Origin of the sequence: Rugosimonospora africana (assembly GCF_016862975.1) — a bacterium.
GTDB classification, from domain to species: Bacteria; Actinomycetota; Actinomycetes; order Mycobacteriales; family Micromonosporaceae; genus Rugosimonospora; species Rugosimonospora africana.
This window is the reverse complement of sequence record NZ_BONZ01000034.1, coordinates 192,280-203,323: the sequence shown is the minus strand read 5'-3', so window position 1 is coordinate 203,323 and position 11,044 is coordinate 192,280. Positions and strand designations below refer to the sequence as shown.

Here is an 11,044-nt window from a genome sequence, read left to right as displayed (position 1 = left end):
GGTCAGCCGGATCCGGGCGGTGCTGGGTGTGGAGTTGGAGGTCCGGGCGATTTTCGAGGCCCCGACGGTGGAACGGTTCGCCGCATCGCTGAAGAACACCGATCACCGCTCCGGCTACGAGGTGCTGTTGCCGCTACAGATCGACGGATCTCGCCCACCCTTGTTCTGCGTCCATCCCGCGGGTGGATTGAGCTGGCCGTACATCCGCCTGGTTCGCCACCTCGGCGAAGACCAACCCGTCTATGGGCTTCAGGCACGGGGCATCTCGCACGAAGCGGACCTGCCGCAGTCGGTTGAGCAGATGGCCGAGGACTATCTCCGGGAGATCCGCGCCGTCCGCCCCTCCGGTCCCTACCGGATCCTCGGCTACTCGTCGGGGGGACTCGTGGCGCAGGCCATCGCCACCCTCCTTCAGGAGCAAGGCGAACAGGTCGATTCGTTGGTGCTCATCGACTCGTACCCGATGAGTCACACCGAGAGTGTGGATGAGCGCGACGGATCCGCGACCCACCCGGGACCGATCGAGGACCACGACGCGGCTTCCGACATCGAACGGCTGCGGCGGCGACAGATCTACTCGGGGATGGACGACGCGACGCTCGTCGCGATCGGTCGGGTCTGGCGGAACAACGTCCGCATCGCGCAGCGATTCGTACCGGAAAGAATTGCGGGCGATCTGATGCTCTTCTGCGCCACAGCCTCGGGAAGTTCGGACTTTATCGCGCGCTGGAAGCCCCTCGTCGCCGGCGACGTCGAGACCCACTTCATGCCCCACGACCATGCCGGCATCATGGAACCCGAGGCGCTCAGCCAGATCGGTACCCACCTTCGCTCCATCTTCGATGAACGCGCAAAGGCGGCCTACCGCACCGACCGGGTTGACGATGGAGCCGGGTCGACCCGAGAACCAGCCGCTACTTCGAGGAGGTACCCGTCATGACTGAGGCCGCTGACTGGAAGCCCATGGTCGTTCAACCCGACGAGGTGGAGGTGGAGCCCTCTGCGCGTGGCTTGGACCAGTGGCTCGACAGTGTCAAAGACCTGGAGGTCCTACTCGTCGAGAACAAGGCACTTGTCTTTCGTGGGTTCGGCGTCACAGCGGACGAGCTCGAACAGGTCCATGAACGGATCCTGCCCAACAAACTGCCCTACGTTCACGGGAATTCCCCGCGGACGAAGGTCGGCCAAAACGTATACACCTCAACGGAGTATCGCGCCGACCTCTCGATCTCCCTGCACAATGAGCTCTCGTACAGCAACAGGTGGCCGTCGCGGTTGGCCTTCTACTGCCTGGAAGCTCCCGCGACGGGAGGTGCTACGCCGATCACGGATGGAAGGCGTTGGTTGAAGTCCCTGGATCCCGTGATCGTCGACAGCTTCTCGGATGGGGTCAGATACACGCAAAATCTGCCCGACGGCCGAGGCCTGGGCAAAAGCTGGCAGGCCACTTTCGAGGCCGACGACCGGGCGAAGGTCGAGGAGTTCCTGGCCACCGCCGCCGCCGACTGGCAGTGGTGCAACGACGGGACTCTGCGCATCGTTCAGATACGCGAGGCCACAACTCGACATCCCACTAGTGGCGTCGAAGTCTGGTTCAATCAAGCCGATCAGTGGCATCCCGCGGGGCTGGACAATGCTACGGCCAGGACGCTCGCGGAGACCATGCCAGAGGATGAGCTGCCGCAATCGGTTCGGCTCGCCGATGGCGGCGTGATTCCGGACGAATACATTCGCGAGATTCGCGACCGTGGATTCGAGATCGCGTGGGACATGGACTGGCATGCCGGAGATCTGTTGCTCATCGACAATGTTCTGGTAGCGCACGGTAGGCGACCGTTCACGGGCGCGCGCAAGGTACTGGTGGCGATGTCGGGATGATCGTCGTCGACAAGTGTCGGCACGCGACACAGGAGGACCGCAGATGACGGCTAGTTTGTGGGGTCGGTCAGGCGACGCCGTTTCTCGCCAGCCGACCGCGGTTCTCCGTCCGCGTCCTCAAGCGGCTGCACGGCTGTACTGCTTCCCGTGGGCCGGGGCGGGCGTCGGGGTGTTCCGGAACTGGCCCGACCGGTTGCCGCCATCCGTAGAAGTGGCACCGGTGGCGCTGGCGGGACACGACGGCCGGTTGTTCGAGCAAGCCAACGACAGCGTCGCCGGCATCGCCGACGCGGTTGCGCCCGGGCTGGCGGCCGACATCGACCGACCCTATTTCCTCTTCGGTCACAGCCTGGGCGCGATGATCGCTTACGAGGTGGCGGCGCGTCTCGTCCGATACGGTATGCCACCGGTCGGTCTGCTGGTCTCCGGAGCTCGGGCGCCGCAGGTCCGGAAACGGGGGACCGTCTTGCATGAGCTGTCCCGTCGCGACTTCATCGCCGCCGTGCGCGGTATGCAAGAGGTACCGAATCCGAACCTGCACAACGACGACCTGCTCGATGTCATCCTGCCCACGATGCGGGCCGACTTCAAAGCGGCGGAGACATACTTCAGACCGGTGTGCCCGGCACTGCCCGCTCCGATCGTCGCATTCCACGGCAGCCAGGATTCCGATATCTCCGAGGCTGATGTCGGCGAGTGGGCGGCGTGCACCAGCGAAGCCTTCGCCCTGCACACGTTGCCCGGTGGGCATCTCTTCATCACGAGTGCGGAATCGCAGTTGCTGGGGCTCGTCGAGGCGGTGGTGACCGCCTTGCCCTCGAAACGCCGATGAACGCGAGCGGGGGATCCGCGGCCCGCGCATCGGAGCGGGACGAGGCCTGGTACCGAGCCGCTTTCCATTGCCTTTTCGATCGGGGCCGCCGGGCGGTGCTGGCCCGCTGGCGATGAGCCGGGCGGCGGCACGCCGCGCGTTACCTCAGGGGCGACGTGCGGTGACGAGCCAGGCGCGGGAGTCAAACCAGACACCGTCGTCGCTCGCGTGCGCGGCGAGCGTCTCGCGCAGACGCCCGACCGCGCGCGACGCGGCGGCGGGGTCCAGCCGCTTCAGGACATTGCTGGTACTAGTGAAGCCGCCGACCCAGTCGAGGGCGGCGGCCACGTCCGGACCGTAGTAGACCGGCTCGTCGACGTCGGTGAAAGCGATGTCGGCAAAGCCCGCGACGCCGAGGATCTGCGTCACGGTCCGCGGGTCACCGAGCGAGAACGGATCCGGTCCGGCGGGAGCCGCGGCCACCTGCCCGTCCGGTCCCGCGAGTGCTTGCTGGATGGCGACGTCCCACTCGTTGCGCTCGGCGGGCTGCCAGACCATCATCACCAGACGCCCCGTCGGACGCAGTGCCCGCCCGATGTTGGCGAATGCGGCGACGGGGTCGTCGAAGAACATCGTGCCGAACCTGCTCATTGCCAGGTCGAAGCACCCGGGCGGGAAGTCGTGGGACTGTGCGTTGGCGCGTTCGAAGGTGACGTTGTCGAGCCCCTCGGCGCGGGCGTGCTCGCGGGCGCGTTCGATGGCGGGCGCGGAGATGTCGACCCCGAGCGCACTGCCTGCCCGGGCAGTACGCGCGGCCTGCCGGGTCGTCTGCCCTCTCCCGCAGCCGATGTCCAGGACGTGCTCGTGAAGCTGGACGCCACAGGCCCTGTGCAGTACCGGGTTGTGTCGCCGCAGTTCGGCGTCGTAGCCGCTGGAACCGGGCGTGGGTTCGCTTGCCGGGTGTCGCACCGCGCTACCTTACCGTCGGCCGAGTCTGCCTGAGCGCCGATGGAGCGGTCAGGCTCCGTTTCCCACGGGGTTTCGGGGCACCGCTTCTCGGCGCTGACGTTAACGTGGGGCATGACCTCGAATGAGAATGAGTCATCGGCCTGGCAGCTTTTGGTTCCGCTCACCGATCTGGTGACACCGATGGCGGTCCGGGTGGCCGCCACGCTTCGGCTGGCCGACCTGATGGCCGGCGGCGTCGAGCAGGTCGACGACCTGGCGCGACGGAGCGGCGCCGACGCCGACGCGTTGGGCCGGATGCTGCGGCACCTCACCGTTCACGGGGTGTTCGCCGAACCCTCGCCGGGGCGGTTCACCCTCAACGAGATCGGCGATCTCCTTCGATCGGACCATCCGGCCGGGATGCGGATGATGTTCGACCTGGACGAGTTCGGCGGCCGGATGGACCTGGCGTTCACCGAGCTGATGCATACGGTCCGCACCGGCCGGCCCGCGTGGGAAGCGGCATTCGGCACACCGTTCTGGGACTACCTCGCCGCCAACCCCGCTGTCGCGACCTCGTTCGACGCGACGATGGCGGCCTCGACACGGACCGGGGCGGCCGCGACCTATGACTGGTCCGGGGTGCGCCACGTCGTCGATGTCGGCGGAGGAGTCGGGGCGCTGCTGGCCGAGGTTCTGCGGGCCAATGCCGGCATCCGTGGCACGCTGGTCGACCTGCCCGACACCGTGGCCCGGGGACGCCGGTTCCTCGCCGAGCGTGGGCTGGACGGGCGGTGCGAGTTCGCCGGGCAGAGCTTCTTCGACCCGCTGCCCACCGGCGGGGACGTGTACCTGCTCGTTGCCGTGCTCCACGACTGGGATGACGAGCAGGCCACCGCGATCCTGCGCCGGTGCGCCGACGCTGCCGGCAGGACCGGCCGGGTGGTCATCGTCGAATCGCATGGCACCGCCGGCGACGACCCCGGCATGTTCGCCGAGATGAGCCTTCGCATGCTGGTGCTGGCCGGCGGGCGGGAGCGCGGCGTCGAGGACTACCGGGCGCTCGTGGCGGCGGCCGGGCTGGCCGCGACCGATGTCGCAACGACCTCGTCGGGCCTCGTCGTCATCGACTGCCAGGCCGCCTGACCGGATCGGGCCACGACCGCCGGCCGGTCACGCGTCTTCCCGGGCGCCGGCTCCCGGCGTTACGGCTCCGCGACCGCGCTCGACCAGCAGTCGCAGCGCGGCCGCGTAGGGAATGAGGGTCAGCCCGGTGATGGTGAGCGTGTCGCGCAGCAGGTGGGGCCGTTCCGCTCGGATCTGTCGACGGGTCTCGGCCGAGGCGAGGCCGGCGTAGCCGATCTGCGGCTCGTGGCGGGCCCGGGACCGCAGCGCCAGCACCGCCACGGGTGTGCAGTTGACCGCGAGTCCGATCGCGACCAGCGCCGGCACCCACCGGTGCGCGACGACGAAGTAGACCCCCAGGCCGGCGGTGACGGCCGCGATGACGCCGAACTCGACGGCACTGAACAGGAAGCCGTTGTACCGGTTGTGGTCCTTGATCTTCGTGAGCAGAGTGCCGGGTCTCGGGCTCATGGACGTGGCCTTCCAGCGGCGGACTATTAACTGAACGCTGTTCAGAAAATACGGTGTCTGTGGCAGGATCGGCAAGTGGCTTTGGATGACCCGGCGCCCGAGCCTGCCGGCAAGCGCGGGCGTCCTCCCGTCCTCGACGAGCGGCGGATCGTGGTTGCCGCGCTCCGCCTGATCGACGGCGCCGGGTTCGACGGGCTGACCGTGCGCGCACTGTCGGCAGAGCTCGCCGTATCGCCCGCCGCGATCTACGGCCACGTCGAAAGCAAGGACGCCGTGGTCGACCTGGTGATCGACCATCTGCTGGCCGAAATCCGGGTACCCTCGCACGGCCACGCTCGAGCGCGAGTCGAAGGCGCCGCGGTGTCCATGATGCAGACCCTGCAGGCCCACCCCGGCCTGTCCCAGGCGGTCCTGCAGCGCGGTGCCGTCGGGCCACACGGCGTTGCCGTCACCGAGCAGGTGCTCGCCCTCCTTCGGCAGGCCGGGACACCTGACGAGGCGCTCTGGGACGCGTACCACGTCTTGTTGGTCTATATCCACGGACATGTACTCGCGACGACCTGGCCGCGCACCAGCCGGCACCGCAGCCGCTCCACCGCGGCCCGCGGTCGACTGCTGGCGTTGCCCCCCGAGTCGGTAGCCACGATCACGGCGGCCAGCCGCGGCTGGCACGACGATCCGCAGGCTCGGTTCCTGCTGGGCCTGCGGGCACTCCTCGACGGCGTGTGCCCATCCGGACGACCGTAGCCGGGCGCTTCTCGGCCGAGCGGTCGGAAATCCGTCGGTACGTGGACCGGCGGCGGATCGCCAGCGGGAGAGGGCGCTACCGGGTCACGAATCCAGCGAAATTTCCTCCGGGCTCAGCGACGAATTTCGCGGGCCCGCCGGGTCTATATCCGCGATGACCCGAGGAGAGGACCGCTCGACATGACTGTTCCCCAGACCAGCAGACCAGCCCGCCTGGGCTGGGTGCTGGCTATCACCGCGGTGGCCGCGCTGGTGGTGGCACTCGACCAGCTCGTGGTCGCCACCGCCCTGCAGACCATCCATCAGGACCTGCACGCGACGATGTCCAGCCTGGAATGGACCGTTAACGCGTTCAGCCTCAGCTTCGCCGCCCTGATGATTCCGGGCGCCGAGATCGGTGACCGGATCGGCCGCAAGCGCGCCTACCTGATCGGCCTGGTGGTGTTCGCCATCGCATCGGCGGCCTGCGCACTCGCACCCAACATCGGTCTGCTCATCGCCGCCCGCGTCGTCCAGGGCGCCGGCGGGGCTCTCATCACTCCTGCCGCGCTGGCACTGCTGACGGCCGCGACGCCGCTGCACCGGCGGGGCACCATCATGGGCGTGTACGCCGCGGTGATGGGCCTCGCGGTGGTGGGCGGTCCGCTCGTGGGCGGTGCGGTGACCGAGGGTGTCGCGTGGCAGTGGATCTTCTGGATCAACGTACCCGTCATCGCACTCGTGCTTCCGTTCGCCGCGCTCAAGCTCAGCGAGATGAAGGGCAACCGTGTACGGCCGGACCTGCTGGGGCTGCTGCTGGTCGCCGCGTCGATGTTCTGCCTGGTGTGGGGGCTGGTGCGCTCGGGTACGGCCGGCTGGGGCAGTGGCGAGGTCCTCGGCACCCTGGTCGCGGGGGTCGTCCTGCTCGCCGGGTTCGTCGCCTGGGAGCTGCGCGCACCGCAGCCGATGATGCCGATGAGGCTGTTCATGGTACGCGAGTTCGCGGCGGGCAACGTCTCGGCGCTGCTGCTGACCGCGTCCCTGTTCAGTACCGTGTTCTTCCTCGCCCAGTACCTGCAGTTCTGCCTGGGCAACACACCGCTCGGTTCCGGGATCCGGTACCTGCCGTGGACCGTGCCGCTGTTCTTCGTCGCGCCGCTGGCCGGCCGGGTTCTGGACAAGGTCGGGCCGCGCTGGCTGATGCTGTCCGGACTGCTGCTGCAGGGCGTGGGCCTGCTCTGGCTGGCGATGGCCGCGCACAACCGCGACGGGTACTCCGCCTGCGTTCCGGCGTTGGTGGTCGCGGGAATCGGTACGTCGATGGCGATGCCCGCACAGCAGAGCGCGGTGATGGCGTCGGTGGCGCCGTCCTCGATGGGCAAGGCGGCCGGCACGTTCAACACCGTGAGGCAGCTCGGTGGCGCACTGGGCATCGCCGTACTCGCGGCTGTGTTCGCCGCCCACGGCAGCGATCGCTCCCCGGGGCAGTTCGCCGACGGTTTCTCGGCGGCGATCGTCACGTCTGCCATCATGGCCCTGATCGGGGCGGCGGCGGGCCTGCTGGCCCCCGGACGACGTCCCGCGCCGGCACCGGCGAGTGGCCGTGTCGCCGAGGGCGCGGCGGTACCGACCGTTGAGGAGGAGGCCGGTGTCGGTGTCAGCTGAGTCCCGCTGGCCCGGTGGGGACGAGTTCGCCGAGCTTGCCGACCCGTACCGGCGCGAACTGCTGGCGCACTGCTACCGCATGCTGGGATCGCTGCACGACGCGGAGGATCTCGTGCAGGACACGCTCATCCGGGCGTGGCGCGGGTACGAGAACTTCGACGGCCGTTCGTCGCTGCGCACCTGGCTGTACCGGATCGCCACCAACGCGTGCCTGACCGCGCTGCGTTCCCACCACCGCCGGGTCCTGCCCTCGGGCCTGGGGGTGGCGGTCGACGACCCGCGGAACGCGGACCTGACCCGGGCCGACGCGGTGCCGTGGCTGGATCCGATACCGACGGCGCGGCTGGCTGAGCAGCCCGACGATCCGGCCACGATCGTCGCGATCCGCGACAGCACCCGCCTGGCGCTCGTGGCCGCCTTCCAGCGCCTTCCCGTCCGGCAGCGGGCCGTGCTGCTGTTGGTCGAGGTGGTCGGCTACCGCCCCGCCGAAGCCGGTGAGTTCCTGGGCATCGGCCCGGTGGCGGCCCGCAGCCTCCTGCAACGGGCGCGCTCGACTCTGGCCGACGTGCCGCCGTACGACCAGCGGCCGGACGCCGCCCGGGTCGACGAGGCCGTGCTCAACAGGTACCTGGCCGCCTTCGAAGCCGACGACAGCGCGGCAATCGCCGAGTTGCTGCGGGAGGACGTCGAGTACGAGATGCCGCCGTTCCCCATCTGGTTCCGGGGCAGGGCCGCGGTTCTCGACCATCTCCACCGCCGCGTCTTCACCCGGTCCCGGCGGTCGATCCGCACCTCCGCGAACGGGTACCCGGCCATCGCCACGTACAGCGAATCCGCGGACGGAAGGTTCCTGCCGCACGCGATCCACCTGCTGGAGACAGACGGCGAATCGATCGCTCGCATCGTGGTGTTCATCGACAGGGCGCTGTTCCCGTCGTTCGGTCTGGCGTCGTCGCTTCCCGCGGCGGCGACGCCATGACCGGCATCCCGCCCGCCGTGCAGCTGTTGGCCCGGGCGATCGACCTGGTAAGCCGGAGCATCGACAACGCTTCCCGGGCCGACCCCACGAGCCCGACACCCTGCACGGAATGGGACCTGGGAACGCTGGTGCGTCACGTGGCTCATTCCGCGGCGAGCATCCGGGAACTGATGGAAGGCAGCCCACCGGCGCCGCCGCCGCCGGCCGGCTGTTCCGCGGCGCGAAGCGAGCTACGCCGACTACGGGAGGCGGTCGCGTCCGTTCCGCGATGCGGCGGGGTCGACCTGGTGGCCCTCACCGGCGTGTACGAGCTGACCGTGCACGCCTGGGACATCGATCGTGCCGTCGGCAGTTCCGACGAACTGCCGCTGGATCTCGTGGACGCGCTGCTCATCTACGCGCCACGGGTGCTTCACGAAATCGAGCGGACCGGGTTGTTCGCGGACGAGGTATCGCCCTCGGCGACGCGTACCGACACCGACCGTCTCCTGGCGCTGTTCGGACGGCGGCGCCGAGAGACCTGATCCTGGCCAGCGGCGCCGACACGTGCGGCGTACAGCGCCTGTTCGTACTTCGCGAAGAACGGCTATGGCGGGTGGCACGACGACACCGGCAGTTGGGAGTACTGGCTCAGTCTGCTCCGACGGCGACCCAGATCAGGCAGTCGTGCCACACGTCCCGTTCGGGAGCCTCGTCGATCCAGGAACGGCAGTGGCGCGGCAGGCGCTCATCGAAGCGGTATCCGGCCCGCCGCGCCAACCGTAACGACGCCTCGTTGTCGGGATCGATCTCCAACCAGACTCGCCGCAGGCCGGCATCCGTCTGAGCCCACCGGGTGACCGCGCGCACACTCCGCAGCCCGATGCCCCGGTGCCGTTGCTCCGGACGGACCCAGTACGCCAGCTCCGCGACATCGGCACCGCTGGACATCAGGCCTACCGCGGCAACCAGCCGCGAATCCTTCAGCACACCATAGGAGACCTGTCCCGACGACCCGCCGTTCCAGGCCCGGAGAGCCGCCCGCGCGTCCTCCCACGAGTAGGGGCCCACCGGATGCGCATCCCACAACGCCCGAGCCGGCTCACCCCGGGTGGCCTCCACGACGAGACCCGCGTCCCGCACGTCCAACGTCCGTAGCCGCAGATCATCGAGCGCGATGTCCATGACCGGAAACATGTTCGCGATTCTGCCAGTACACACAACAGGCCATCGGCACAGTTTCCGCCGGCCGCTTGGAGCGGCCGGCGGGACGCCGCCCGCGCGTGCCCGGTTGGCATCAGGCGCGCGGCTTCGCGACCTGTGCCATCTCAGTTCGACGCTGACGCCGGGTCGCACAGTGCGTCGTCGAGCAGCGCGGTCACGGCTGCCTTGGCTGGGCGGTTGGTCCCCCAGGTCACCGAGAGCGTGACCGCCCGCCCGTCGCCGGTGGTGAAGGTCCAGGTGGAGACGCCCAGCGCGTCGCCGTCATGACCGTACGCCGTCGTGCCGCAAGGCAACGGCATGACCTCCAGGCCGAGGCCGGTTTCGGACGGCGCGGACACCGTCTTCATCTCCCGCAGTTGGGCCGGTGGCAGCAGCCGGCCACCGAGCAGGGCAGTGGTGAAGCGGTTGAGGTCGTCGGCTGGTGGAGATGAGTTCGCCGGCCGCGTTCATGACGGACGGGTTCATCTCGGTGATGTCCACGACGCCGCCGTTGCCGTCCGGGATGTAGTCGTGCGCGTGCGGGCCGGCGACGCGTGGATCGGTACCCGGCAGTGTGGTGTCGTGCAGTCCGAGCGGTCGCAGGATCCGGTGTGAGATCTCGTCCGCGTAGGTGTGCCCGGTGATGCGCTCGATGAGCATGCCGAGCACCAGGTAGTCGGTGCTGGAGTAGTGGTAGTCCGTACCCGGATCGAACAGCGAATCGTTGGCGGTGGCCCGGTCGACCAGCTCCGGGAGCGTCCAGGTGTCCCACCGCATCGGGAGGAAGTCGGTGGGAGGGTTCAGCGGGAGCGTGTCGGTGACGTCGAAGAGCCCGCTGGTGTGGTTCAACAACTCGCGGACGGTGATCTTCCCGTCGTTGTCGGGCAGCACCCCGGGCAGCCACCGGTCGACCGGGTCGTCGAGGCCCAGCCGGTGCTCGGCCACGAGTTGCAGGACAACGGTGGCGACGAACGTCTTGGTGACGCTGCCGGCACGGAACCGTCCGCGGGCGTCGACCGGTCGGTCGGTACCGGCCACCGCACTGCCGCTGGTCGCCCGGGTGACGCGGGTACCGTCGACCGGGGCGCCGGTGGGGCCGTTCGCGGCCACCGCGTCGAGGTCCTGTCCCAGCGGGTACCCGTGATTGCCGGCAGCGACGGCGGCCGTGGCCGGCGCGGCAATCATGACGGAGGCGGCGGCCGCGCAGGCGGCCCAGCGGCGGTGAATCATCGACATCATCCTCCCGTGAAGTCCCCTTC

At 69.1% G+C, this 11,044-nt stretch carries 13 protein-coding genes; 8 read left to right on the top strand and 5 right to left on the bottom strand.

All coding sequences use genetic code 11. The annotated features are described in order from the left end of the window. Positions 1 to 19: 19 nt before the first annotated feature. The 3 genes from Raf01_RS18505 to Raf01_RS18495 are packed head-to-tail and all read left to right on the top strand — an operon-like array spanning position 20 to position 2,710. Positions 20 to 940 carry a thioesterase domain-containing protein gene (locus tag Raf01_RS18505; RefSeq protein WP_203919152.1) on the top strand — a complete coding sequence of 307 codons (921 nt, stop codon included), beginning with the start codon at positions 20 to 22 and terminating at the stop codon, positions 938 to 940. Then, positions 937 to 1,878: a TauD/TfdA family dioxygenase gene (locus Raf01_RS18500; RefSeq protein ID WP_203919151.1), complete on the top strand. Its 942-nt coding sequence runs from the start codon at positions 937 to 939 to the stop codon at positions 1,876 to 1,878. Before Raf01_RS18505 ends, Raf01_RS18500 begins: the two co-directional genes overlap by 4 nt. 43 nt (positions 1,879 to 1,921) lie before the next feature. Continuing rightward, entirely contained in the window at positions 1,922 to 2,710 is a 789-nt protein-coding gene (locus tag Raf01_RS18495; protein WP_239133719.1) for a thioesterase II family protein, read from the top strand. 144 nt (positions 2,711 to 2,854) lie between these two features. Here Raf01_RS18495 and Raf01_RS18490 read toward each other — a convergent pair whose 3' ends face one another. Continuing rightward, positions 2,855 to 3,658: a class I SAM-dependent methyltransferase gene (locus Raf01_RS18490; RefSeq protein ID WP_203919149.1), complete on the bottom strand. Its 804-nt coding sequence runs from the start codon at positions 3,656 to 3,658 to the stop codon at positions 2,855 to 2,857. 111 nt (positions 3,659 to 3,769) lie between these two features. Between Raf01_RS18490 and Raf01_RS18485 the strand changes: the two genes are divergently transcribed. Next, positions 3,770 to 4,783, top strand: a complete 1,014-nt coding sequence (locus Raf01_RS18485) for a methyltransferase (protein ID WP_203919148.1) — start codon at positions 3,770 to 3,772, stop codon at positions 4,781 to 4,783. A 27-nt stretch (positions 4,784 to 4,810) separates the two neighbouring features. On the opposite strand, the gene Raf01_RS18480 is transcribed toward Raf01_RS18485, so the two are convergent. Beyond that, positions 4,811 to 5,233: a hypothetical protein gene (locus Raf01_RS18480; protein WP_203919147.1), complete on the bottom strand. Its 423-nt coding sequence runs from the start codon at positions 5,231 to 5,233 to the stop codon at positions 4,811 to 4,813. Positions 5,234 to 5,308: 75 nt separating this feature from the next. Between Raf01_RS18480 and Raf01_RS18475 the strand changes: the two genes are divergently transcribed. The 4 genes from Raf01_RS18475 to Raf01_RS18460 all read left to right on the top strand — a co-directional run bounded on the left by Raf01_RS18475 (position 5,309) and on the right by Raf01_RS18460 (position 9,127). Continuing rightward, on the top strand, positions 5,309 to 5,980 hold the full coding sequence (locus Raf01_RS18475) for a TetR/AcrR family transcriptional regulator (protein WP_203919146.1): 672 nt from the start codon (positions 5,309 to 5,311) through the stop codon (positions 5,978 to 5,980). A 180-nt stretch (positions 5,981 to 6,160) separates the two neighbouring features. Continuing rightward, positions 6,161 to 7,624 (top strand): MFS transporter, encoded by a 1,464-nt coding sequence (locus Raf01_RS18470; protein WP_203919145.1) that lies wholly within the window; start codon positions 6,161 to 6,163, stop codon positions 7,622 to 7,624. Continuing rightward, a complete protein-coding gene (locus tag Raf01_RS18465) occupies positions 7,614 to 8,603 on the top strand; it encodes an RNA polymerase subunit sigma-70 (protein ID WP_203919144.1) in 990 nt (329 codons plus the stop codon). Before Raf01_RS18470 ends, Raf01_RS18465 begins: the two co-directional genes overlap by 11 nt. Further along, positions 8,600 to 9,127 (top strand): maleylpyruvate isomerase family mycothiol-dependent enzyme, encoded by a 528-nt coding sequence (locus Raf01_RS18460; RefSeq protein WP_203919143.1) that lies wholly within the window; start codon positions 8,600 to 8,602, stop codon positions 9,125 to 9,127. The genes Raf01_RS18465 and Raf01_RS18460 overlap by 4 nt, the downstream gene beginning before the upstream one ends. Positions 9,128 to 9,233: 106 nt before the next feature. Here Raf01_RS18460 and Raf01_RS18455 read toward each other — a convergent pair whose 3' ends face one another. The 3 genes from Raf01_RS18455 to Raf01_RS18445 all read right to left on the bottom strand — a co-directional run bounded on the left by Raf01_RS18455 (position 9,234) and on the right by Raf01_RS18445 (position 11,015). After that, entirely contained in the window at positions 9,234 to 9,779 is a 546-nt protein-coding gene (locus tag Raf01_RS18455) for a GNAT family N-acetyltransferase (protein WP_203919142.1), read from the bottom strand. Between the two features lie 131 nt (positions 9,780 to 9,910). Further along, on the bottom strand, positions 9,911 to 10,105 hold the full coding sequence (locus tag Raf01_RS50580; RefSeq protein ID WP_308442657.1) for a hypothetical protein: 195 nt from the start codon (positions 10,103 to 10,105) through the stop codon (positions 9,911 to 9,913). Then, a complete protein-coding gene (locus Raf01_RS18445) occupies positions 10,068 to 11,015 on the bottom strand; it encodes a serine hydrolase domain-containing protein (RefSeq protein ID WP_203919140.1) in 948 nt (315 codons plus the stop codon). Before Raf01_RS18445 ends, Raf01_RS50580 begins: the two co-directional genes overlap by 38 nt. Between the last annotated feature and the right edge of the window lie 29 nt (positions 11,016 to 11,044).